The following is a 24,520-nucleotide window of genomic DNA, read 5'->3' as shown; positions in this document are numbered from 1 at the left end:
GCCGCGCACCATATTCTGAAATATGTTCAACATGCGTTACTCACGCAGCCTGCTCAGTCCAAGCACCCCTACAACACACAGAGAGCACCACTTAAGGCTGCTTCCTTCCGGACCTGACCTGGTTCATGGGTATCTGTTGCGTAGGACTCAAACGTCAACGCTACTTACGTGAGGCAGACCACACCAATCATATCCCTCGACATGGAATTCAGTCTCGCTATAGCGGATTGCGAGTGACAGGGAACCGCTACATCCCCACCTAGCACGGCAAATGGTTTATCGATTTTTAGTGGCACCTTGTTTCAGTGCTTTTTCATTATACTGTTTCATCTGGTGCGATGCAACCCATTGCCCGCTTTCGCGCTTTCTTTTTCGCGCGCAGTTCCCGAAAGAACGTCGTTAGCATCTCACCACACTCTTTTTCTAATATACCGCTCGTCAACTCTGAGACATGATTGAACCGATCGTCTTGCACTAGGTTCATCAGCGTTCCGCAGCACCCACCCTTCGGATCAACGGCACCAAAGATGACATGTTCAATTCGCGACAGCATGATGGCTCCCGCACACATCGGACACGGTTCGAGTGTCACGTATAACTCGCACCCTTCAAGTCGCCAGTTCCCGAGCTTTCGGCAAGCCTCCTCGATTGCGATCAACTCCGCATGTGCCGTCGCCTGTTGATCCGTTTCCCGGTGATTGTACCCCGTCGCGATGACTTCATCGCCTTTGACGATGACACATCCGATCGGAACTTCACCGATTGCTTCTGCCTTTTTCGCCTCTTCAATTGCAAGGCGCATATAGTGTTCCTGTCGTTCCATTGACGATACTCCTCACTCTAAAAAAATTCTCCTTTTGAAACTTCAGCAAGTCGTACTTCTTTGTGCTAAAATATAAATTGCACTTTGCTGAACGGAGGGTCATTGTATATGTTCATAACGGTTGAAGGACCGATTGGTGTAGGCAAAACATCACTTGCGAACGCCATCAGTCACCATTTCTCTTTTTCTATGTTACGCGAAATCGTCGAAGAAAATCCCTTTCTTGGAAAGTTCTATGAAGATATCGAAGAATGGAGCTTCCAGACGGAAATGTTCTTCTTGTGCAATCGCTTCAAACAACTCGATGATATCGAACGTCATTACCTCAGTAAACAACGCTCTGTCGTTGCTGATTACCATATCTTTAAGAACTTGATTTTTGCACACCGCTCTCTAAAGGTAGAGCATCTTGAGAAGTATGAACAAATCTATTCGATCCTGACGACGGACATGCCAAAACCAGATGCTGTCATCTACTTGAACGCAAGTATCGACACCTTGATGAAACGTGTTGCGCTGCGCGGACGAGAAATCGAAGAAAATATGTCACGTGCCTATCTCGAACAATTAGCCGAGGATTACGAGACATTCGTCACGGAATACCAAGTCAAACATCCGGAAGTCAAAATCATCCGTTTCGACGGAGATGCTCTCGACTTCGTCAAGCGACCAGAAGATCTCGAGTACGTCTTGACGACGATCCGGAACGAATTATATGAAGGAGCGAACCACGCATGAACTTGAAGCTACGTGAAAAATACAACATCCCGGCAGATGCCGTCATTACGATCGGCGGTATGGTCGGGATCGGGAAATCAACGATCACAAACGGATTAGCCGATGCCCTTGGTTTCCGGACGTCACTCGAAAAAGTCGATACGAACCCTTACTTGGATAAATTCTATCATGATTTCGAGCGTTGGAGTTTCCACCTCCAAATCTATTTCCTCGCTGAACGCTTCAAGGAGCAAAAGCGGATTTTCCAATACGGTGGTGGTTTCATCCAAGATCGTTCAATCTATGAAGATACAGGGATCTTTGCTAAGATGCATTTTGAAAAAGGAACGATGTCTCCAACGGACTATGAAACATATTCAAGTTTGTTTGACGCAATGGTCATGACACCGTTCTTCCCACATCCGGATCTTTTGATCTATCTTGAAGGTTCGTTCGAACAAGTGCTTGAACGAATTCGTCTTCGCGGACGTGAGATGGAGCAGCAGACACCCATCGAATATTGGGAAGAGATGTATGAGCGCTATACGAACTGGATCAATAACTTCACGATCTGCCCGGTACTTCGTTTGTCGATCGACGAATACGATTTACTGAACGAGCCAGAATCCATTGACCGGATTCTCGCGAAGATCGAAAAACAGCTTGAAGTCGCTCGTATTGCCAATACACGCTAACTGATTAGATCTGCCTCTTAGGCGGATCTTTTTTTGCGCAAAAAAAGGAGACGCGTGTCGCATCTCCCTCGCATTAACCAATCACTTGATTGATTTGTTCCATATGGTGTAGATCATGTTGAGCCATTGCTCCGAGGAACTGACCGATTGTCAGTTCTTTGTCTTTAATGACGACCTTGTCCTGCAGGCGTTCTTCCGGAATCAATTCGACTGCACGGCGCAACAAGTCACGGCTGACTAAAAACTCATCAATCGTCAAGATCCGTTGCTGCTCACGGCTCATCTTCGCTGCTTCCTCATTGACCGCTTGGCTATCTGGTGCGACACGGAATGGTTCCCCCGCGAGCAAGTACGGGATGCGCTCTGCGACCATGAAGCGATCCCATGGTGATAAGTGACCGATGATCTCAGCAATCGTCCATTTACCTTCTGCATACGATGTTCGCCATGCCTCTTCTGAAATCTGTTCCAAGTCTTTTACATATGTCATCGTCATCGCATAATGCGAAAGCAACGATTCTTTTGTTTGTTCGTTCATTTCGTCCACCTCTTCTTCGTTTTTCACGTAGGCAACCATAGCACGCACGAAGAAATCGATGCAACAAAAAAGCACCTCAGAATTGAGATGCTTCATAAAAAGCGGAGTCGGTGGGATTCGAACCCACGCGAGCCTTGCGACCCCTAACGGATTTCGAGTCCGTCCCCTTCAGCCGGACTTGGGTACGACTCCATGATTATTGTTATTTTTGGGTAAAAAAAAAGAAGTGGAGGAGGCGGTGGGATTCGAACCCACGCACGGCTTTCGCCGCCTGACGGTTTTCAAGACCGTTCTCTTAAACCACTTGAGTACGCCTCCAAGCTATAAAACGTGCATGTCGTTGTCAAAAAAATAAAAATGGAGGAGGCGGTGGGATTCGAACCCACGCACGGCTTTCGCCGCCTGACGGTTTTCAAGACCGTTCTCTTAAACCACTTGAGTACGCCTCCGTACTTCTCGTAACAATGTTATGATTCGGTTGTTTTCCTGACATTAATTATGATAGCATCTGCCTTTTAACGTGTAAAGACCTTTTCTAAAAAAACTTTTTAAAATACAAAAAGGGGGAATACTCCCCCTTCTGACTTAAGCTTGAATCACTTCAAGACCACCCATGTATGGGCGAAGTACTTCTGGAATAACAACTGATCCATCCGCTTGCTGGTAGTTCTCTAAGATCGCAGCTACTGTCCGACCAACTGCAAGGGCAGAACCGTTTAACGTGTGAACGAATTCTGGTTTTGCGTTCGCTTCGCGGCGGAAACGAATCTGCGCCCGGCGTGCTTGGAAATCTTCAAAGTTTGAACAAGAAGAGATTTCACGGTAGACGCCTTGGCTTGGCATCCAGACTTCGATGTCGTATTTCTTCGCAGCCGTGAACCCGAGATCAGCTGTACACATGCTCAATACTTGATACGGCAGCTTCAGCTTTTTCAAGACTGTTTCCGCTTGTCCCGTTAACAATTCGAGTTGTTCGTAAGACTCTTCTGGCTTGACGAAACGAACGAGCTCAACTTTATTGAATTGGTGCTGGCGAATCAATCCACGTGTATCGCGTCCGGCAGAACCTGCTTCTGAACGGAAACATTGGCTGTACGCTGCATAACCAATCGGTAACTGATCAGCTGTTAGGATTTCTTCACGGTGCATGTTCGTCACCGGAACTTCTGCTGTCGGTACGAGGAAGTAGTTCGTTTCTTCGACTTTAAATGCATCCTCTTCGAACTTCGGCAATTGTCCTGTTCCTGTCATAGAGTCACGGTTGACCATAAGTGGTGGTAAGATTTCTGTGTAGCCGTGCTGATCTTGGTGAAGATCCATCATGAAGTTAATCAATGCCCGCTCAAGACGCGCACCCGCTCCGCGGTAAAAGACGAAACGGCTACCTGTGACTTTTCCGGCACGCTCGACGTCGACGATTTTTAATTGCTCCATCAAATCCCAGTGTGGAACTGCTTCGAAATCAAACGCTGGTTTGTCCCCGACTTCACGCACGACGACGTTATCGTCCTCAGAAGAACCGACTGGTACGCTGTCATGTGGAATGTTCGGGATACCAAGGAGCAGCTGGTTCAATGTCGCTTCGACTTCACGTAACTCGTCGTCAAGCGTCTTGATTTCGTCTCCGACACTTCGCATCGCAGCGATCGCTTCATCTGCATTTTCCTTATTACGTTTCAGTTCAGCGATTTTTTTCGTTGCTTCATTTCGTTCTGCTTTCAATACTTCTGTCCGCGCAATTAATTCTCGACGTTTCTCATCAAGTGCGAGGAAACGGTTCATGTCCGTCAAGTCCTCTCCTCGGTGCGCTAACTTCTCTTGAATGGCGTCAAAATCTTGGCGTAATCGTTTAATATCAATCATCTGTAATTCCTCCTTTATGTCATAAAAAAAGGCGACTCGTCTCTTTCCGGTATTCCTACCGAAAAGGGACGAATCACCTGGATCCGCGTTGCCACCCTCATTGCTAGACACATCTAGCCAACTTAAGACGCGATAACGGGCGTACCCGCACCTTGTTCGCAAGGTGTGCGATCCGGCTCGATTCAATCCATCGATCTGACTAGTTCACACCACCCACTAGCTCTCTTAACAGTATCGATATATCTACTTGGTCCGTTCATAGCATCTTTATGAGATTAGCTTTACTTTACACCATCGCCTTGGAGGTTGACAAGAGCCGATTGTTGAATCGCTTGCTCAATTCGCTTCGACCAAGCCGTCCAAGCGCGGACGAGACGCGTCGGTACACTTGCGAGTTGAACGGCAGTTGCACTATACAAATTCACACGTGGTGTTTCAAAACCAGGTAGATATATACCGTCATCCGCGACTTGCACCGTTCCGACGACTTCTTGTTTTGTGACGGGTGCCGTCGTTTTAGAGAAATCAAACCGTGGTTCCCGTGTCGATGCTCGCTTCGATACCGTCACATACAATGAGCCCTCCGTGACGACATCTAGCTTACGGACGGTTGCCCCTTTAATCGGAAGAACGTCTTTAATCCGTTCTCCTTTTCCGTAATACGTTAGTGGTTCGAACGTCGCAAAGCCATAATCGAGTAGTTTTTTCGTTTCCCGAAAACGGGCTTGATCCGAATCCGTTCGCATCACGACTGTAACAAGCGTCATGTTATCTCGTGTCGTCACACTAACAAAACAGTAACCAGCTAAATCGGTCACTCCCGTCTTCATTCCTCGCATGCCAGCATATGCGAATTTTTCCTTCGCTAGCATCTTATTCGAGTTGTTCAAGACTTCTCCATCGAGTTTCATCTGTGCTTTGCTCGTCACATCGAGGACATCCGGGTAATCCTTGATATAACGGATGACAAGTAACGCGATATCGGTCGCTGTCATCAAATTCGTTCCTGGAAGGGTCGCATCGACAGCATCAAGTCCAGACGCGTTCGCATACTCCGTGTCGTTCATTCCGAACTGTTTTGCTGTCTCATTCATCTTTTCAACGAACGTCGCTTCTGAACCAGCGACGATTTCGGCTAGCATGACCGCTGCATCATTAGCTGATTGAATGAACGCCGCATTATACATTTCGCGAACCGTATATGTTTTGGGTTTTACTGGTACACGAGTGATACCAGACGTTTTTGCTAGTTTTAAGACTTTCTTGCTTGGTATGATTTTTTGATCCCACGTCAGTTTTTTGAGTTCGATTTGTCGCCGGACGAGGTAAAGCGTCATCAACTTCGTCATCGAAGCTGGTGGTAGAGAAACATCCGCTTCCGATTGAAGGAGGATTTTCCCTGTGACCGCATCGGCCAATATGTAAGACTCTGCTTGAATCAAAGGTGCTGCTTGTCCCGTCATAGGAAAACTTGTGAGCATCAGTATACTCAAGCAGAGTAGCAAGATTCGCTTCATCGTGTCTCTCCCTCACTTAATCATTCATTGTACGAATAGTGTAGCACAAAAGAAGCATCCGACAGTAGAGACTGTCAGATGCTTCCACGCTTTATGAACGGACGGATTGCCGCTGTTTGATTTTTTGTAAAAAATACTGATGTAAACGATTATCTTCCGTTAATTCAGGATGAAACGAGCACGCGAGGTGTAGCGATGTCTCGACAGCAACGATCTGCTCTTCGACTTTCGCAATCACTCGTGTTCCTTCCCCGACAGACAGAATCAATGGTGCTCGAATGAACACTGCCTCAATTGGTTCCTCAATTCCTTCAACCGGTAGCAATCCTTCAAATGAATCAATTTGTCGACCGAAAGCATTCCGACGGACCGTCATCGAAATCGCGTTGAGATGGCTTTGTCCTGCTTCGATAGCGGTTGCGAGTAGAATCATTCCGGCACATGTTCCGAACATCGGTAACGTCGCCGCTTTTTCCCGAAGCGGTTCCAGTAATTCATAGCGTTCGATCAATCGACGCATCGCGGTCGATTCGCCTCCTGGTAAGACAAGTCCATCCAGTTTCTCGAGATCGCTCGCTTGTTTGACGAGAACGACATCGACACCAAGACCTTCAAGTTGCTGTCGATGTTCACGGACCGCACCTTGAACATCAAGAATACCGATTACCATCCGCGTGTCGCCATCCGTTCCTCAAACGGCATCGATGTGACATCGATTCCTTTCATTGCTGTTCCGAGTCCTTTGGATAAAGACGCGATCCGTTCAAAATCATCTTTGTACGTAACGGCCTCGACAATCGCCCGAGCGACACGTTCTGGATGTTCTGATTTAAAGATCCCTGATCCGACGAAGACACCATCTGCCCCTAGGTGCATCATGAGTGCGGCATCAGCTGGTGTCGCGACTCCCCCGGCTGCAAAGTTGACGACCGGTAGACGTCCCTGTGTCCGAATATCACGTAATACTTCGTACGGAGCACCCCATTCTTTCGCAAATGTCATCAATTCATCTGGACTGACATGTAAAATCTGATTCAATTGTGCTTGAATTTGTCGCATATGGCGAACAGCTTCGACGACGTTCCCAGTCCCAGGCTCGCCTTTCGTCCGAATCATCGCGGCTCCTTCGGCGATGCGACGAGCGGCTTCCCCAAGATCACGTGCGCCACAGACGAACGGCACAGTGAACTCTGACTTCAGTAAATGATATTGTTCATCTGCCGGAGTCAGGACCTCACTCTCATCAATGAAATCGACCCCCATCGATTCGAGAACACGTGCTTCGACGATATGACCAATCCGGCATTTTGCCATGACGGGAATTGAGACCGCTCCGAGTACTTCTTCCGTAATCAATGGATCTGCCATTCGTGCGACGCCTCCGTCACGACGAATATCAGACGGGACACGTTCAAGTGCCATGACTGCAACAGCACCTGCTGCTTCCGCAATCTTCGCTTGTTCCGCATTGACGACATCCATGATGACGCCACCCTTTTGCATTTCAGCCATTCCACGTTTGACACGATCCGTTCCTTGTTGACGTTCCATATCCATTCCCCCTTGGTTGACTTTCACTCCTTTAGTATACGGAACGTTGACACTTTTAAAAGTATCAGTTTATGATGATTTCAACAGGTCAGTTTACGAAGAAGGAGTCAGACGAGATGGACATGCTATCATTTCAACTCACGCGTAATCAGGAAAAACCACTTTATGAACAACTTTATCAACAGATCCGAAATGAAATCATTGCCGGTCGTTTAGCATACGGCACGAAATTACCATCTAAACGAAAACTCGGTCAATTTTTGAACTTAAGTCAAACGACGATTGAGCTTGCTTATCAACAACTCGTCGCAGAAGGATATGTCGAATCCATCTCACGTAAAGGTTACTTCGTTCTTGCCTATGAGGAACTCGCTTACGTTAAAACCTCACCCGTCATCGAACCACGTGTCACTAAAGAAAAACCAATCATCACATATGATTTTCATCCAAGTAAGATTGAAGGGATCTCTTTCCCGTTCGCTCGTTGGCGAAAGTATGCCAAAGATATCATCGATACCGATCACCACCCACTTGTCTCACTCGGTCATCCGCAAGGCGATCTAGCGCTACGCGAAGAGATTGCGACCTATCTCTATCATTCCCGTGGTGTCGTCTGTTCTCCTGAACAAATCGTCGTCGGTTCAGGTGTCGAGCAATTGTTGCCGCTCGTCCTCTTCTTACTGGGACGCGACGTCACGTACGGTATCGAGGATCCCGGTTATCATACGACACGCCTCTTACTTGAAAATCATGAACGCATGATTGAACCGATTCGTGTTGATGCGAATGGATTACGGATTGATCACTTACAGGAATCAAACGTCGATGTCATGTATGTCACACCGGCACATCAATTTCCGTCCGGTAGCATCTTATCCGTCAACCGAAGACATCAGTTGTTGAACTGGGCGGCGATGGATCCGACCCGTTTTATCATCGAAGACGACTATGATAGCGAATTCCGCTACAGCGGTAAATCGATTCCGTCTTTGCACAACATGGACAGCAATCGTGTCATTTACATGAGTACTTTCTCAAAATCACTCATGCCTTCACTACGGATCGGTTATATGGTCTTACCCGAAGTCTTACGCGCTCGGTATCAAACAGAACTATCACACTATACCTGTAGTGTCTCGCGCTTCGATCAAACGATCTTGACGCGCTTCATGAAAGAGGGCGACTTTGAACGACATCTCAACCGGATGCGTAAAGTCTATCGTCGCAAGCTCGACGTCTTAATCCAATCACTTCGCCGGATTCCTGCCTTACGATTGACCGGCGAAAGTGCGGGACTCCATGTCGTCGTTTCCGTAGCGAACGGGATGACGGAGCCGGAGCTCGTAACGCGGGCACAACAACAAGGCATCCAAGTATATGGTCTTTCTCAATATGCCCAGTTACCGCTTCTCTCTGGTACACCTCAAATCGTCCTTGGATTTGCGAGTCTCTCTGAGCAAGAGTTGATGGAAGGATTACGATTGTTGATGGACGCGTGGGATTTGCATAAATCATCATGAAAAAAGCCTCGCCTTTCTACTAGAGAAAGACGAGGCTTTTGTTTATTGACGTGTATAGTTCGATGCTTCTTTTGTAATTTGAATATCGTGCGGGTGGCTCTCTTGCAAACCAGCGCCCGTCATACGGATGAACTGTGTCTCTTCACGCAATTCTTCTAACGTTGCAGCGCCACAGTATCCCATACCTGAACGAATACCACCAACGAGTTGGTACACCGAATCGCCGAGTTTACCACGGTAAGCGACACGTCCTTCGATTCCTTCTGGAACGAACTTCTTGTCTGCTTCTTGGAAGTAACGATCTTGGCTACCGCGTTTCATGGATGCTTCAGAACCCATACCACGGTACGTTTTGAATTGACGTCCTTGGTAGATTTCCATCTCACCTGGGCTCTCTTCTACTCCTGCAAGTAAGCTTCCGAGCATGACAGCGTGACCGCCAGCAGCAAGTGCTTTTACGATATCTCCAGAATACTTGATGCCACCGTCAGCGATGATCGAGACACCATGTTTCCGTGCTTCTGTCGCACAATCGAAGACGGCTGTGATTTGTGGTACACCGACGCCTGCGACAACACGTGTCGTACAGATTGAACCAGGTCCGATACCAACTTTGATGACGGATGCACCGGCTTCAATTAAATCGCGTGTTGCTTCTGCCGTCGCAACGTTACCCGCAATGATTGGTAAGTTTGGATATTCTTCACGAAGTTCACGTACTTTGAGAAGAACACCTTCTGAGTGACCGTGTGCCGTATCGACGACGAGTGCATCGACACCTGCATCGACAAGGAACTTTGCACGTGTCGAAGCGTCTTTCGTTACGCCGACAGCTGCTGCGACGAGTAAACGTCCGAACTGATCTTTCGCAGCATGTGGATACTGTTCGACTTTTTCGATATCCTTTGTCGTGATTAACCCTTTTAATACACCGTTCTCATCAACGAGTGGTAACTTTTCGATGCGATGTTTGTGGAGAATCTGTTCTGCTTCAGCAAGGGACGTACCAACTTTTGCTGTCACGAGTTCTTCTGTCGTCATCACCGTTTCAATGACAGTCGAGTAATCCTTGACGAAACGAAGATCACGGTTCGTCAAAATCCCTACTAATTTACGCTCTGTTTCGTTATTAACGATTGGAACACCAGAGATGCGGTACTTACTCATCAAATACTCAGCATCGTAGACTTGACGCTCTGGCGTCAAATAGAACGGATTCGTGATGACACCATTTTCAGAACGTTTGACGCGATCGACATGTTCTGCTTGTTCTTCCATTGACATATTCTTATGAATGACACCAAGACCACCTTGACGTGCCATTGCGATTGCCATCGGTGCTTCTGTGACGGTATCCATCCCAGCACTGATCAACGGAATATTAAGTGTGATCCCTTCACATAGCGTGACAGATAAATCAACGTCGCGCGGCAAGACACTCGAACGACGGGGTACGAGTAAGACGTCATCAAACGTCAAACCCTCTTTAGCAAATTTGTTCTCCCACATGTTATCCACTCGCTTTCTCTTTTATAAAAGAATATTGATGTTATGGTAACAAGCAGAGGGTGTCATGTCAATGACTCGACCAATAATCAGAACAGTCTGAAGTTTCAGATAACACAAAAAGACCGACCTGCAATCTGCAGATCGGTCAAGTGCCTGGCAACGTCCTATCCTCACAGGGGGAAGCCCCCAACTACTTTCGGCGTTCAAGTGCTTAACTTCCGTGTTCGGCATGGGAACGGGTGTGACCACTTGGCTATCGTCACCAGACGACGGGCTCGCGCCCTCAAAACTGAAGTCATCAACAAGCATCTGCTAGAACAAGGCCTCGACCGATTAGTATCACTCAGCTCCACATGTCGCCATGCTTCCACCCGTGACCTATCTACCTCATCGTCTCTGAGGGGTCTTTCTTGATTACTCAAAGGGAAATCTCATCTTGGAGGGGGCTTCATGCTTAGATGCTTTCAGCATTTATCCCGTCCGCACGTAGCTACCCAGCGATGCTCCTGGCGGAACAACTGGTACACCAGCGGTGCGTCCATCCCGGTCCTCTCGTACTAAGGACAGCTCTCCTCAAATTTCCTGCGCCCACGACGGATAGGGACCGAACTGTCTCACGACGTTCTGAACCCAGCTCGCGTACCGCTTTAATGGGCGAACAGCCCAACCCTTGGGACCTACTCCAGCCCCAGGATGCGATGAGCCGACATCGAGGTGCCAAACCTCCCCGTCGATGTGGACTCTTGGGGGAGATCAGCCTGTTATCCCCAGGGTAGCTTTTATCCGTTGAGCGATGGCCCTTCCATGCGGAACCACCGGATCACTAAGCCCGACTTTCGTCCCTGCTCGACTTGTAGGTCTCGCAGTCAAGCTCCCTTCTGCCTTTGCGCTCTACGAATGATTTCCAACCATTCTGAGGGAACCTTTGGGCGCCTCCGTTACTGTTTAGGAGGCGACCGCCCCAGTCAAACTACCCGCCTGACACGGTCCTCCAGCCGGATCACGGCTGCGAGTTAGAGACTCTATGCATGAAGGGCGGTATCCCAAGGGTGACTCCTCCGAAGCTGGCGCTCCGGGCTCGACGTCTCCCGCCTATCCTGTACATCATGCACAAAGCCTCAATATCAGGCTGTAGTAAAGCTCCATGGGGTCTTTCCGTCCTGTCGCGGGTAACCTGCATCTTCACAGGTACTATGATTTCACCGGGTCTCTCGTTGAGACAGTGCCCAAATCGTTACGCCTTTCGTGCGGGTCGGAACTTACCCGACAAGGAATTTCGCTACCTTAGGACCGTTATAGTTACGGCCGCCGTTTACTGGGGCTTCGGTTCAAAGCTTCGCTTGCGCTAACCCATCCCCTTAACCTTCCAGCACCGGGCAGGCGTCAGCCCCTATACGTCATCTTGCGATTTAGCAGAGACCTGTGTTTTTGCTAAACAGTCGTTTGGGCCTATTCACTGCGGCTCTACTCATGTAGAGCGTCCCTTCTCCCGAAGTTACGGGACCATTTTGCCGAGTTCCTTAACGAGAGTTATCCCGCGCGTCTTAGAATTCTCATCTCGCCTACCTGTGTCGGTTTACGGTACTGGCGCCTTCCCCCTCACTAGAGGCTTTTCTTGGCAGTGTGAAATCGTGACCTACGTCCCTACGGGACTCCGCATCGTTCCTTGACTTTGATGCCTGACGGATTTGCCAATCAGACGGTCTTGAAACTTGCACATGCACTTCCATCCGCATGCGTCACTATCCTCCTGCGTCCCCCCATTGTTCAAACGGTGGATCGGCGGTACAGGAATATCAACCTGTTATCCATCGCCTACGCCTTTCGGCCTCGGCTTAGGTCCAGACTAACCCTGAGCGGACGAGCCTTCCTCAGGAAACCTTGGGCTTTCGACGGAGGGGATTCTCACCCCTCTTTTCGCTACTCACACCGGCATTCTCACTTCCAAACGCTCCACTGCTCCTTCCGGTACAGCTTCACAGCGGTTTGGAACGCTCCCCTACCATTCCTTACGGAATCCGCAGCTTCGGTGGTATGTTTAGCCCCGTTACATTTTCGGCGCGGCGCCACTCGACTAGTGAGCTATTACGCACTCTTTGAATGGTGGCTGCTTCTAAGCCAACATCCTAGCTGTCTAGGCAGCGCCACATCCTTTTCCACTTAACATACACTTTGGGACCTTAGCTGGCGGTCTGGGCTGTTTCCCTCTTGACTACGGATCTTATCACTCGCAGTCTGACTCCCGAGTATAAGTTGCTGGCATTCGGAGTTTAACTGAATTCGGTAACCCTGTGGGGGCCCCTAGTCCAATCAGTGCTCTACCTCCAGAACTCTCAACCTCGAGGCTAGCCCTAAAGCTATTTCGGGGAGAACCAGCTATCTCCAGGTTCGATTGGCATTTCACCGCTACCCACACCTCATCCCCGCACTTTTCAACGTGCGTGGGTTCGGACCTCCAGTCAGTGTTACCTGACCTTCATCCTGGACATGGGTAGATCACCTGGTTTCGGGTCTACGACAACGCACTGAACGCCCTGTTCAGACTCGCTTTCGCTACGGCTCCGCCTCATCGGCTTAACCTCGCGCGTTATCGTAACTCGCCGGTTCATTCTACAAAAGGCACGCCATCACCCGTTAACGGGCTCTGACTACTTGTAGGCATACGGTTTCAGGATCTATTTCACTCCCCTTCCGGGGTGCTTTTCACCTTTCCCTCACGGTACTGGTTCACTATCGGTCACTAGGGAGTATTTAGCCTTGGGAGATGGTCCTCCCGGATTCCGACGGGGTTTCACGTGTCCCGCCGTACTCAGGATCCACTCTGGAGGGAAAACAGTTTCAGCTACAGGGCTGTCACCTTCTTCGGCCGACCTTTCCAGGTCCTTCACCTACTGTCTTCCTTTTTGACTCCGTGTAGAGTGTCCTACAACCCCGAAGAGCATGCTCTTCGGTTTGGGCTGTTCCCGTTTCGCTCGCCGCTACTCAGGGAATCGCATTTGCTTTCTCTTCCTCCGGGTACTTAGATGTTTCAGTTCCCCGGGTCTGCCTCACGCTACACTATGTATTCATGTAACATGTCCCATCCCATTACGGATGGTGGGTTCCCCCATTCGGAAATCTTCGGATCAAAGCATACTTACTGCTCCCCGAAGCATATCGCTGTTCGTCGCGTCCTTCATCGGCTCCTAGTGCCAAGGCATCCACCGTACGCCCTTCATACCTTGATCTAGCGTTGGTATTCTAAGAACACACGTCTAATGACATGGTTAATTAAAAGTTTGATGTCTTGTTGATGTCTTCAGTTTTCAAGGTGCGAGTGTCTCTTTCGAGACTGAGAGACGAGCTCTCAAAACTGAACGATGGGCATGTCCCGTAAGGGACGTTTTCCTTAGAAAGGAGGTGATCCAGCCGCACCTTCCGATACGGCTACCTTGTTACGACTTCACCCCAATCATCTACCCCACCTTCGACGGCTGGCTCCTTGCGGTTACCTCACCGGCTTCGGGTGTTGCAAACTCTCGTGGTGTGACGGGCGGTGTGTACAAGACCCGGGAACGTATTCACCGCAGTATGCTGACCTGCGATTACTAGCGATTCCGACTTCATGCAGGCGAGTTGCAGCCTGCAATCCGAACTGGGAACGGCTTTATGGGATTGGCTCCACCTCGCGGTCTCGCTGCCCTTTGTACCGTCCATTGTAGCACGTGTGTAGCCCAACTCATAAGGGGCATGATGATTTGACGTCATCCCCACCTTCCTCCGGTTTGTCACCGGCAGTCTCCCTAGAGTGCCCAACTGAATGCTGGCAACTAAGGATAGGGGTTGCGCTCGTTGCGGGACTTAACCCAACATCTCACGACACGAGCTGACGACAACCATGCACCACCTGTCACCATTGTCCCCGAAGGGAAAACTTGATCTCTCAAGCGGTCAATGGGATGTCAAGAGTTGGTAAGGTTCTTCGCGTTGCTTCGAATTAAACCACATGCTCCACCGCTTGTGCGGGTCCCCGTCAATTCCTTTGAGTTTCAGCCTTGCGGCCGTACTCCCCAGGCGGAGTGCTTAATGCGTTAGCTTCAGCACTGAGGGGCGGAAACCCCCCAACACCTAGCACTCATCGTTTACGGCGTGGACTACCAGGGTATCTAATCCTGTTTGCTCCCCACGCTTTCGCGCCTCAGCGTCAGTTACAGACCAAAGAGTCGCCTTCGCCACTGGTGTTCCTCCACATCTCTACGCATTTCACCGCTACACGTGGAATTCCACTCTTCTCTTCTGTACTCAAGCCTTCCAGTTTCCAATGGCCCTCCCCGGTTGAGCCGGGGGCTTTCACATCAGACTTAAAAGGCCGCCTGCGCGCGCTTTACGCCCAATAATTCCGGACAACGCTTGCCACCTACGTATTACCGCGGCTGCTGGCACGTAGTTAGCCGTGGCTTTCTCGTAAGGTACCGTCAAGGTACGAGCATTTCCTCTCGTACGTGTTCTTCCCTTACAACAGAGTTTTACGATCCGAAAACCTTCATCACTCACGCGGCGTTGCTCCATCAGACTTTCGTCCATTGTGGAAGATTCCCTACTGCTGCCTCCCGTAGGAGTCTGGGCCGTGTCTCAGTCCCAGTGTGGCCGATCACCCTCTCAGGTCGGCTATGCATCGTCGCCTTGGTGGGCCGTTACCCCACCAACTAGCTAATGCACCGCAAGGCCATCTCAAGGTGACGCCGGAGCGCCTTTCATCAACGGACCATGCGGTCCGATGAACTATCCGGTATTAGCTCCGATTTCTCGGAGTTATCCCAATCCTTGAGGCAGGTTCCTTACGTGTTACTCACCCGTCCGCCGCTCATTCCACTGCCTTCCCTCCGAAGAGTTCCGTCAGTTTCCTGCGCTCGACTTGCATGTATTAGGCACGCCGCCAGCGTTCGTCCTGAGCCAGGATCAAACTCTCCATGAAGTGTTTGACTTGCTCGTTGTGTGACCGAAGTCACGATTGACGAAGCTTGCGCTTCATTCATGTTTGTATTCCGTAGAATACGATTTTTGCCTCATCGTTCAGTTTTCAAAGTTCGTCCGCGCCTGTTTTGGCGACTCAATTAGAATACCAAGTTTGAAACAAGAAGTCAACAACTTTTTTGAAATTGTTTTTTTGTTTGTTTCAAGCGCTTGTCGTTGTTAAGGACATGTAATAATATATCATGCGTTTTATTATTGTGCAACACTTATTTTAAAATTGTTTTTAAAATCATGAACAAGCCTCTTGAACCTTACGATTCCGGCTCAAGAGGCTACGTATTTCCTATTAATCCATCAACTGAATGATGCTATGTTGCCGTTCTTCCATTAAATCAATGACTATCATCCGTCCTTGTTCTTCATATGAAATAACAGGTCGATCAAAAATTGTATTCTTTCGAACGATCGTTGCAATCTTTCCATTACTCATCAGGACACGATCACCGACTTCGATTGGTAAAAGTAACTGTCCGAGCAATAGGACATACTTCGAGCAATATTGCATCGGTCGTGCTTTTAAATGACGGTATGCATCAAACGGTGTATATGCTTCTCGATATGGACGCCAACTTGTCATCGCAGCAAAGACATCTGCCACAATAAAAAGTCGACTATGATCCGTAATCTTATCTCCCTTTACCTTTAAAGGATAACCCGTTCCATCTAGTCGTTCATGATGTTGAACAATCAAGCGATTGACCGTATCTGAAATGATCGTCTCCTTTTGCAATGCTTGATATGCCATTGCGGGGTGCCGGTGGAAGATTTCTTGTTGCATTGCTTCATAGCGTTTCGTATGACGCCATTCCATGATTCGCGCGAGACCGTAGTCAGCAAAATAAGAAGCTGTCCATAACTCATGGATTAATTTCCGATCTTTTCCGACTGCTTCAGCAAGCATTTGCGCAATTGCCCCTCGATAGATGGCATGTCGAACGGTATAAGCTTCCGTTCCTCGCTCGAGGAAGAATGGTAAGACATCTTGTCTCGTAATCCGTTCTGGAACGGACTGTTTGACCCAGCTCAATGCTTCATACACATTCGGCTTTATTCCCTGTTCCCATGACATGAAGACTTTATTGTAAGAACGAATGAATGCTTCAAACGGATTTTCTGTATGAGCCGCTACGGTTTCAGTTTGCGCCTCCTCGCTCTCGATTAAATCCGGTCGATCTTCGATGACGACTTCTTTAATCAAAAATCGTTGAATCCGCCGTAACTCATCCGTTCCTATCTTTTTACCTGCTTCTACGATTGGATGATCTGTATGTAAATAGATGGGTTCCGTTAAACGATCCCCGATGCGTAATTGATTACTTGCCACTCGCATATCGTTTCGTCTCCTTTTTTATTTTATTTTCTTTCTATCTATATATGTAGATAAAAGCAGCAGAGTAGTATCACTCTGCTGCTTCCTTGCTGATGTCTTACTTACTCTTCCGCTTCTTCTGAAGCATCCGATTCGACTACATTCTCTTCAGACACGATATCAGTGTCTTCTTCCATTTCATCAGTCTCTTCGCGTTTCAGTTTGGCAACCGTTGCAACACGGTCACCTTCTTCAATTCGAATGACCTTCACCCCTTGGGTATTCCGGCCGACACGTGAGATGTATTGCGAGTCTGTCCGAATGACGATCCCGCTCTCTGTCATGATCATGATGTCATCATCGACATCAACGATTCGCATGGCAACGATTTGACCGACGCGTTCTGTCACCTTACTCGCGATCAATCCTTTACCACCACGAGACTGGCTACGGAACTCGGTCATCGGTGTCCGTTTACCGAATCCTTTTTCCGTAATGACAAGAACATCTTGGGCATCACGTGCAAGTTCCATCCCGACGACGAAATCGTCTGGACGTAACGTCATCGCTTTGACACCACGAGCGCCACGTCCCATCGAGCGGACATTCGTGATTGGGAAACGAATCGCTTTCCCACTTGTTGAAACAGCAAAGACTTCATCGTCCGTCGATGCGAGACGAACCGATGTCAACTCGTCGTCTTCAAACAATCGAATCGCGATCAAACCGTTTTTGTTGATCCGTGCGTACGCAGACAACGGTGAACGTTTGACGCGTCCTTTACGTGTCATGAAGATCAATGATTTTTGCTCATCTTGAACGACTTCTTCCGTTTCGAGCGTTTCTTCCGTCTCTTCAATCTCTCCCTCAATCACCTCGACAGGTGCTTCAGTTGCTTGTTGCTCCTCGAGATAACGTTTGAAGTTGACTGGAATCATCGTCTCGACCTTTTCGTCGCGTTCGATTTGGATGAGGTTGATGATCGGTACACCTTTTGATGTCCGGCTCATCTCCGGTACTTCATATCCACGAATCCGGTAGACTTTTCCGCGGTTCGTAAAGAATAGGATCGTATCATGAGTCGAACAAGATAAGAGACGCGTGACGTAATCCTCGTCATTCGTTCCGATTCCTTGAACCCCACGTCCGCCGCGGCGTTGTGTCCGGTACGAATCCGTCGTCATCCGTTTGATATAGCCACTGCTTGTCAACGTGATGATGATATCCTGTTCCGGAATCAAATCTTCGTCTTCGAATTCGATGTGGTCCATGCGGATTTCCGTCCGACGTTCGTCGTTGAAACGTTCTTTCAACTCCTCGAGCTCTGTCCGGATTAAATCAAGCAAGACTTCCTCACTCGCAAGGATGCGGTTCAGTTCCGCGATCAATTGCATGATTTCGTCATACTCTGCTTCGATCTTCTCCCGTTCAAGACCTGTCAGGCGTTGCAAGCGCATATCAAGAATCGCTTGTGATTGTTTCTCGGATAACGCAAAACGCTCCATCAACTGTTCACGTGCTGCGTCTGCTGTCCGGTTCCCGCGGATGATTTGAATGACTTCATCCAAATGATCGAGTGCAATCCGTAGACCAGCGAGTAAGTGTTCACGTGCTTCTGCTTTTTCGAGATCGAACTGTGTCCGACGACGCACGATTTCTTTTTGATGCTCGAGGTAATGATAAAGCATTTCCTTGAGCGTCAATGTTTTCGGACGTCCGCCGACGATCGCAAGCATATTGACACCAAACGTCGTTTGCATCGACGTCTGTTTATACAAGTTGTTTAAGATGACGCTCGCATTTGCGTCACGACGGATTTCCATGACGATGCGCATACCGCGGCGATCTGACTCATCTCGTAAATCGGTGATACCTTCGATCTTTTTCTCGCGAACGAGATCGGCAATCTTTTCAACGAGGCGGGCTTTGTTGACCTGATAAGGAAGCTCCGTCACGATGATCCGTTCCCGGTCTTTCTTCGTCTGTTCGATTTCTGCTTTCGCACGGACGATGATTGAGCCACGTCCTGTCTCATAAGCGCGACGAATCCCACTCCGACCAAGAATTTCACCAGCTGTCGGGAAATCAGGTCCCGGAATGTGCTGCATCAGTTCTTGGATCGTGATTTCTGGATCGTGCGACAAGGCTAAGACACCATCGATGACTTCGCCAAGCTGATGTGGTGGAATGTTTGTTGCCATCCCGACCGCGATCCCGCTCGAACCGTTGACGAGTAAGTTCGGGAAGCGCGACGGTAAGACTTCCGGTTCGCGTTCCGAACCATCGTAGTTATCTTTGAAATCGACTGTGTTTTTGTTGATATCGCGAACGATCTCCATCGCGATTTTTGACATACGGGCTTCCGTATATCGCATCGCTGCCGCTGAGTCCCCATCGACAGACCCGAAGTTTCCGTGTCCATCGACGAGTTCGTAACGGTAGCTGAAGTCTTGCGCCATGCGGACCATCGTGTCATAGACGGCAGAATCCCCGTGCGGGTGATACTTACCGATGACTTCCCCGACGATACGGGCAGACTTTTTATGTGGTTTATCGGCACGAATACCGAGGTCGTTCATCGCATAGAGAATCCGGCGGTGTCCGGGTTTTAAGCCGTCCCGTACGTCCGGAAGAGCACGTGCGACGATGACGCTCATCGCGTAGTCCATGAAGGACGTACGCATCTCTTGACTGATATTAATATCCTTGATGATTCCGTGATTTTGTTCGGACATGCTTCTGGCCACCCTCTCTGTTCAGCGTTAAATATCCAGGTTCTTGACGTAATGTGCGTGTGATTGAATGAAGTCGCGTCGTGGTTCGACTTGATCTCCCATCAAGATATCAAAGACTTCATCTGCTTCGATCGCATCTTGAAGCTCGACACGTAACATTTGACGACCACTTGGATCCATCGTCGTTTCCCAAAGTTGCTCTGGATCCATCTCCCCAAGACCTTTGTAGCGCTGAATGTCGTACCGTGCGTTTTCAGGAAGCGCTGCAAGCGCCTCTGTCAATTCACGTTCGTTATGCACGTACGTGATGTTCTTCCCTTGTTTGATCCCGTATAGCGGTGGCTGAGCAATATAGACATACCCATGCTCGACAAGCGGACGCATGTAACGGTAGAAGAACGTCAACAAGAGTGTCCGGATGTGGGCACCATCGACATCGGCATCGGTCATGATGATGACTTTGTGATAGCGTGCTTTTTCAATATTGAACTCAGAACCGATACTTGTTCCGAGTGCTGTGATGATCGTCCGAATCTCATTGCTTCCGAGAATCTTATCGAGACGTGCTTTCTCCACGTTCAAGATTTTACCGCGAATCGGTAAGATGGCTTGGAAATGACGATCACGTCCAGATTTCGCCGAACCACCCGCCGAGTCACCCTCAACGATGTACAATTCGGAAATCGAGGCATCACGTGACGAACAGTCGGCCAGTTTACCTGGAAGCGAGCTCACTTCGAGAACACCTTTACGGCGTGTCAGTTCACGGGCGCGTTTCGCTGCCATCCGGGCGCGTGACGCCATCATCCCTTTTTCGACGATTGCGCGTGCATTCGTTGGGTTTTCGAGCATGAACTGCTCAAATGCACCAGAGAAAAGTGAATCCGTAACCGTACGCGCGTCGGAGTTCCCGAGTTTCGTTTTCGTCTGACCTTCGAACTGTGGGTTCGGGTGTTTGACGGAAACGATCGCGGTCATTCCTTCACGCACGTCCTCACCGGATAACGTGCCGTCTGCATCCTTCATCAAACCGAACTTCTTTGCGTAGTCATTGATGACCCGTGTCAAAGCCGTCTTGAAGCCCGTCTCATGCGTACCACCCTCATGCGTCGGGATATTGTTCGTGAACGAGTAGATGTTTGACGCAAATCCGTCGTTATACTGAAGTGCGACTTCGACTTCGATGCCGTCTTTTGTACCGTGTACATAAACGGGTTCCGCATGAACGACTTCTTTTGAACGGTTCAAGTGTTCGACGTAGGACTTGATCCCACCTTCGTAGTGGAAGCTACGCGTCATCGGCTCATCCGCACGATCGTCCGTGATGATGATCTTCAAGCCTTTGTTCAAGAAAGCAAGTTCCCGCAGGCGTGTCGCTAGCAAATCATAGTCATACTCGAGCGTCTCTTGGAAAATCTCACCGTCTGGGAAGAAACGAATCGTCGTTCCTGTCTCTTCTGATGTTCCGATGACTTCGAGATCTTGCGCTGGTACACCGCGATGATACGCTTGGTAATACAGCTTCTCGTTCCGTTTGACGAATACTTCAAGTTTCGTCGACAGGGCGTTAACGACCGAAGCCCCAACACCGTGTAGTCCACCCGATACTTTATATCCGCCGCCGCCGAACTTACCACCGGCGTGGAGGACTGTCAGGATGACCTCAACGGCAGGACGACCCATCTTCTCTTGAATGTCGACTGGAATACCGCGTCCATTATCCTCGACTAAGATCGAGTTCCCTGGTTCGATCGTCACCTTGATCGTGTCACAGTACCCTGCGAGCGCCTCATCGATCGAGTTATCGACGATCTCCCATACGAGGTGATGGAGACCCTTTGATGCCGTCGAGCCGATATACATCCCTGGACGTTTACGTACTGCTTCTAATCCTTCAAGTACTTGAATCTGATCGGCACCGTACCCTTGTTCCAATTCCATATCTTCATGATTACTCATCGGTTTTCTCACCTACTGTTTCTTTATATGATGTCTCTTCCAAATCGACCGTCCCTTGTTTCACGTGGAACAACTTCGCTTGGTTGATCGTTTCATGCGCAATCCCGTCGACGCTTGTCGTCGTCAGGATCGTCTGGACCTTTTGTTGCATCGTATCGAGCAAATGTGTCTGACGATGATCATCAAGTTCGGATAAGACATCGTCGAGCAGAAGAAGCGGATATTCCCCTACTTCCTCATGAATCAATTCGATCTCCGCAAGCTTTAACGAGAGGGCTGCTGTCCGTTGTTGTCCTTGTGAACCATACGTTTGGACATTTCGTCCATTGACTTCCATCTCGAAGTCATCGCGATGTGGTCCAAACAACGTAACTCCTCTTCGGATTTCATTTTCTTTTATTTTACCAAACTTCCGCGTGTAGGACGCAGTCATTCCTTCGACATCGAGTAATTCGTCGCCGAATGTGTCCGAACGATAGATGAGCGCGAGTTCTTCCTGTCCACGACTGATTCCGTCATGAATCGGTCGTGCCCATTTTTCGAGCTGGGCCATGAAATGATGCCGGCGCTGAACGATTTTAACGGCTAGCGTAATCATTTGCTCCGTCAAGATATCAAGGAAGGTCTCGTCTCCTCCCTTCATGGACAGTTGTTTCAGCAATGCGTTCCGCTGCTTCAACACTTTCAGATACTGGCTCAATTCATGCAGATAAACCGGGCTGACTTGACCGATCTCCATATCGAGAAATCGTCGGCGGACTTGTGGACTACCTTTGACGATATGCAAATCTTCTGGGGCGAATAAAACGATGTTCAGTGCCCCAACATAATCACTTAAGCGTCGTTGCTCTAGATGATTCAGCTTTGCTTTTTTCCCGCGACCCGAGATGACGATTTCTTGAACATGGGAGCCGGTCCGCTTGACGACACGTCCTTCGACGCGCGCTGTTTCCTGGTCCCAACCGATCAGTTCCTTGTCATGCGTCGTCCGGTGCGACTTCGCGAGAGCAAGGACATAGATCGCTTCCAGTAAGTTCGTCTTCCCTTGTGCATTTTCACCAATCAGGACATTCGTTTTTTCGGAGAATGACAGTTCGAGTGCGTCATAGTTGCGATAATGACTGAGTCGGACTGAATCCAGCCGCACGTTAGTTGCCCTCGTTCTTGATGATGAACTGACCGTAGTCTTCTACATCAATGATGTCTCCATCCCGTAATTTACGACCACGTCGCTGATCGACCTCGCCGTTGACTAGAATCGGTACCTCTGCTAAAAACGGTTTGGCTTGTCCTCCGCTTGAGATGATATCCGATAGCTTCAGGAACTGCCCTAATGTGACGTATTCCGTTGTAATTCTGATTTCTTGCATGGATTGACTCCTCCTACCTACATATTATAAATGACGTACTCTTTATTGTACTAAACATTAGACGATTTAGCAAAATCCCCGAACGTATATACGGTATACGAAAAGACGGGTCCGATGTCGAAACGATCGAACCCGTCTTGTCACGTGTTTTCTGTTGATGCTTATGCTGTCCGGACTGGAAGAATCAGTTGCAGGACATTATCTTGATCGACTGGATGCAAGATGAATGGACGAATCGAACCCGTGAACTGGATTTCGATATCTGTCGCGTCAAGCGCCTTCAAGGCATCCATCATGTACTTCGAGTTGAACGAGATTTTCAGCTCTTCTCCTTCAAGCGACAGGATGCTGACTTGCTCCGAGACTTTCCCGACTTCTGGTGAATGCGAAGAGATCTCGACCGCTGTCGTTCCTTCAGCTGCGAACTTGATGACATTGTTACGGTCCTCACGTGCAAGCAGCGACGCGCGATCGATCGCTTGAAGCAATTCTTTCGCATTCATGCGGACAGCTGTCCGGTACTCTTCTGGAATCAAACGTGATGTATCCGGATAGTTTCCGTCGAGTAGACGCGAGAAGAAGAGGACGTGCTTCATCTTGAACAAGATTTGTTGGTTCGTGATCGTGATATCCACATGACCGTCCCCAAGCAACTTCGATAATTCATTTAAGCTCTTCCCTGGAACGATGACGTTCTGGAACGAGATATCTGTATCTGTCTCAAACTGAGCACGACGAAGGGCTAAACGGTGACTATCCGTTGAGACACACGTCAAGATGCCTTTGTCAGCTGAGAAGTTCACACCTGTCAGAACAGGACGTGTTTCTTGAACAGCGACAGCAAAGCTTGTTTGACGAATCATCGAACGTAAGAGATCAGCCGGTAAACGGAAACGTTGTCCCCCATCGACTTGCGGAAGGCGTGGGAACTCATCTGGATCAAGACCGTTCAAATGGAATTCCGCTGTTCCTGATTGAATCCGTGTCATGAAGTTCGGTGAGACTTCGAGTGTGACTTCGTCTTTTGGCATCTTTTTGACGATATCGCCGAAGAAGCGGGCATTCAAGACGACACTACCAGCACGGTGAACCGTGACATAAGATGTTCCATTCTCTTCTGCATAGATCGTCCGTTCAATCGAGATTTCTGTATCGCTTCCTGTCAGCGTCATACCATCTCCATGAGCTTCGAGTTTGATTCCTGTCAGAATCGGAATCGTCGTGCGGGATGAGACCGCTTTGGCTACATCTTGTACTGCTTGAATTAAAGCTTCGCGTTGAATGGTGATATGCATATCGTCGTTAGACTCCTCTCGAAAATAATGGGCATGCGCCCATCATAACATAATAATATATTTTTTTAATAATAGTCTTAGGGGCTGTGGATAGTGTGGATAAGTC

The 24,520-nt window shown here is 48.9% G+C and carries 16 protein-coding genes, 3 tRNA genes, 3 rRNA genes, 1 other RNA gene and 1 other annotated feature; of the genes, 3 read left to right on the top strand and 20 right to left on the bottom strand.

Going from position 1 to position 24,520, the window contains the following annotated elements; translation table 11 throughout:
• Position 1: 1 nt before the first annotated feature.
• Positions 2-268, bottom strand: an RNA gene (gene ffs, locus U719_RS16720) — signal recognition particle sRNA large type.
• Positions 269-316: 48 nt separating this feature from the next.
• On the bottom strand, positions 317-823 hold the full coding sequence (gene tadA / locus U719_RS16300; protein ID WP_023469879.1) for a tRNA adenosine(34) deaminase TadA: 507 nt from the start codon (positions 821-823) through the stop codon (positions 317-319).
• A gap of 108 nt (positions 824-931) precedes the next feature.
• On the opposite strand from tadA, the gene U719_RS16295 reads away from it, so the two are divergent.
• Both U719_RS16295 and U719_RS16290 read left to right on the top strand, forming a co-directional pair.
• Positions 932-1,561: a deoxynucleoside kinase gene (locus tag U719_RS16295; RefSeq protein ID WP_023469878.1), complete on the top strand. Its 630-nt coding sequence runs from the start codon at positions 932-934 to the stop codon at positions 1,559-1,561.
• Positions 1,558-2,235 carry a deoxynucleoside kinase gene (locus U719_RS16290; protein ID WP_023469877.1) on the top strand — a complete coding sequence of 226 codons (678 nt, stop codon included), beginning with the start codon at positions 1,558-1,560 and terminating at the stop codon, positions 2,233-2,235. Before U719_RS16295 ends, U719_RS16290 begins: the two co-directional genes overlap by 4 nt.
• A 73-nt stretch (positions 2,236-2,308) precedes the next feature.
• Here the strand turns inward: U719_RS16290 and U719_RS16285 are convergent, their stop codons facing one another.
• The 8 genes from U719_RS16285 to pdxS form a co-directional block, all read right to left on the bottom strand.
• The gene (locus U719_RS16285; RefSeq protein ID WP_023469876.1) at positions 2,309-2,773 is read right to left on the bottom strand and encodes a DinB family protein; all 465 of its coding nucleotides are present in this window, start codon (positions 2,771-2,773) and stop codon (positions 2,309-2,311) included.
• A 102-nt stretch (positions 2,774-2,875) separates the two neighbouring features.
• A tRNA-Ser gene (locus U719_RS16280) sits at positions 2,876-2,965 on the bottom strand.
• A gap of 35 nt (positions 2,966-3,000) precedes the next feature.
• Positions 3,001-3,091, bottom strand: a tRNA-Ser gene (locus tag U719_RS16275).
• 40 nt (positions 3,092-3,131) lie between these two features.
• Positions 3,132-3,222: transfer RNA gene (locus tag U719_RS16270), tRNA-Ser, on the bottom strand.
• Between the two features lie 136 nt (positions 3,223-3,358).
• Positions 3,359-4,636 carry a serine--tRNA ligase gene (gene serS, locus U719_RS16265; protein WP_023469875.1) on the bottom strand — a complete coding sequence of 426 codons (1,278 nt, stop codon included), beginning with the start codon at positions 4,634-4,636 and terminating at the stop codon, positions 3,359-3,361.
• Positions 4,637-4,697: 61 nt separating this feature from the next.
• Positions 4,698-4,905: a binding site (T-box leader), on the bottom strand.
• Positions 4,906-4,917: 12 nt separating this feature from the next.
• The gene (locus U719_RS16260) at positions 4,918-6,117 is read right to left on the bottom strand and encodes a D-alanyl-D-alanine carboxypeptidase family protein (RefSeq protein ID WP_235147610.1); all 1,200 of its coding nucleotides are present in this window, start codon (positions 6,115-6,117) and stop codon (positions 4,918-4,920) included.
• A gap of 127 nt (positions 6,118-6,244) precedes the next feature.
• Complete coding sequence (gene pdxT, locus U719_RS16255; protein ID WP_023469873.1) at positions 6,245-6,823, bottom strand: pyridoxal 5'-phosphate synthase glutaminase subunit PdxT; 579 nt, start codon at positions 6,821-6,823, stop codon at positions 6,245-6,247.
• Positions 6,817-7,704, bottom strand: coding sequence for a pyridoxal 5'-phosphate synthase lyase subunit PdxS (gene pdxS, locus U719_RS16250; protein ID WP_023469872.1), 888 nt, complete (start codon positions 7,702-7,704; stop codon positions 6,817-6,819). Before pdxS ends, pdxT begins: the two co-directional genes overlap by 7 nt.
• Before the next feature lie 71 nt (positions 7,705-7,775).
• On the opposite strand from pdxS, the gene U719_RS16245 reads away from it, so the two are divergent.
• Complete coding sequence (locus U719_RS16245) at positions 7,776-9,224, top strand: PLP-dependent aminotransferase family protein (RefSeq protein WP_369792081.1); 1,449 nt, start codon at positions 7,776-7,778, stop codon at positions 9,222-9,224.
• 42 nt (positions 9,225-9,266) lie between these two features.
• On the opposite strand, the gene guaB is transcribed toward U719_RS16245, so the two are convergent.
• From guaB to dnaN, 10 genes are all read right to left on the bottom strand, one after another.
• Positions 9,267-10,733, bottom strand: coding sequence for an IMP dehydrogenase (gene guaB, locus U719_RS16240; protein WP_029343029.1), 1,467 nt, complete (start codon positions 10,731-10,733; stop codon positions 9,267-9,269).
• 151 nt (positions 10,734-10,884) lie between these two features.
• Positions 10,885-11,000, bottom strand: a 5S ribosomal RNA gene (gene rrf, locus U719_RS16235).
• A gap of 46 nt (positions 11,001-11,046) precedes the next feature.
• Positions 11,047-13,960: ribosomal RNA gene (locus U719_RS16230) — 23S ribosomal RNA — on the bottom strand.
• A 165-nt stretch (positions 13,961-14,125) separates the two neighbouring features.
• A 16S ribosomal RNA gene (locus U719_RS16225) occupies positions 14,126-15,687 on the bottom strand.
• Together the 16S, 23S and 5S rRNA genes form the textbook arrangement of a ribosomal RNA operon.
• Before the next feature lie 345 nt (positions 15,688-16,032).
• Entirely contained in the window at positions 16,033-17,076 is a 1,044-nt protein-coding gene (locus tag U719_RS16220; protein ID WP_023469869.1) for an HD-GYP domain-containing protein, read from the bottom strand.
• Between the two features lie 101 nt (positions 17,077-17,177).
• Positions 17,178-19,790, bottom strand: coding sequence for a DNA gyrase subunit A (gyrA, locus tag U719_RS16215; protein ID WP_023469868.1), 2,613 nt, complete (start codon positions 19,788-19,790; stop codon positions 17,178-17,180).
• A gap of 27 nt (positions 19,791-19,817) precedes the next feature.
• Positions 19,818-21,731 (bottom strand): DNA topoisomerase (ATP-hydrolyzing) subunit B, encoded by a 1,914-nt coding sequence (gene gyrB / locus U719_RS16210; protein ID WP_200864062.1) that lies wholly within the window; start codon positions 21,729-21,731, stop codon positions 19,818-19,820.
• A 10-nt stretch (positions 21,732-21,741) separates the two neighbouring features.
• Positions 21,742-22,896 carry a DNA replication/repair protein RecF gene (gene recF / locus U719_RS16205; RefSeq protein WP_023469866.1) on the bottom strand — a complete coding sequence of 385 codons (1,155 nt, stop codon included), beginning with the start codon at positions 22,894-22,896 and terminating at the stop codon, positions 21,742-21,744.
• A 1-nt stretch (position 22,897) separates the two neighbouring features.
• The gene (gene yaaA, locus U719_RS16200; RefSeq protein WP_023469865.1) at positions 22,898-23,119 is read right to left on the bottom strand and encodes a S4 domain-containing protein YaaA; all 222 of its coding nucleotides are present in this window, start codon (positions 23,117-23,119) and stop codon (positions 22,898-22,900) included.
• Positions 23,120-23,280: 161 nt separating this feature from the next.
• The gene (gene dnaN / locus U719_RS16195; protein WP_023469864.1) at positions 23,281-24,414 is read right to left on the bottom strand and encodes a DNA polymerase III subunit beta; all 1,134 of its coding nucleotides are present in this window, start codon (positions 24,412-24,414) and stop codon (positions 23,281-23,283) included.
• Positions 24,415-24,520: the final 106 nt, after the last annotated feature.

This window comes from Exiguobacterium sp. MH3 (assembly GCF_000496635.1).
GTDB classification, from domain to species: Bacteria; Bacillota; Bacilli; order Exiguobacteriales; family Exiguobacteriaceae; genus Exiguobacterium_A; species Exiguobacterium_A indicum.
Note: the sequence above shows the minus strand (reverse complement) of the source record. Positions and strands in the feature narration are given on the sequence as shown.